The organism is Aminobacter sp. P4_D5 (genome assembly GCF_056401815.1).
Genome location: NZ_JBFUIP010001404.1, coordinates 1 through 518, shown reverse-complemented (window position 1 = coordinate 518; position 518 = coordinate 1). Strand labels below are relative to the sequence as shown.

At 70.7% G+C, this 518-nt stretch carries 1 protein-coding gene; it reads left to right on the top strand.

Annotated elements, in window-relative coordinates; all coding sequences use genetic code 11:
• Nucleotides 1–518: efflux RND transporter permease subunit (locus AC1DWF_RS38670; protein ID WP_476843687.1), on the top strand; the 518-nt coding region annotated here is incomplete at both ends.

Here is a 518-nt window from a genome sequence, read left to right as displayed (position 1 = left end):
GACCAGAGCTACGACCAGCTCTACGTCTCCAACTACGCGCTGCGCCAGGTGCGCGACGAGCTGCTGCGCATCGACGGCATCGGCGACATCGACATGCAGGGCGCGCGCGACTACGCGATGCGCATCTGGCTCGATCCCGACCGCATGGCCGCGCTCGGCATCACCGCCGAGGACGTCGTCGCCGCGGTGCAGTCGCAGAACACCCAGGTGGCGGGCGGCCTGCTGGCGGAGCCGCCGGTCTCCGACCAGGCCTTCCAGCCGAGTCTCACCTTCCGCGGCCGGCTGGACCGGCCCGACGAGTTCGAGAACATCGTCATCCGCGCCACGCGCGAGGGACGGCTGCTGCGGATCCGCGACATCGGCCGGGTGGAGCTGGGCGCCGCCTCCTACACCACCAATTCCACCCTGAACGGCCAGCCCGCCGTGGCACTGGCGATCACCCAGCGTCCCGGCTCGAACGCGCTCGCGACGGCGCAGATCATCCGCGACACCATGGCCCGCATCGAGCGGAACTTCCC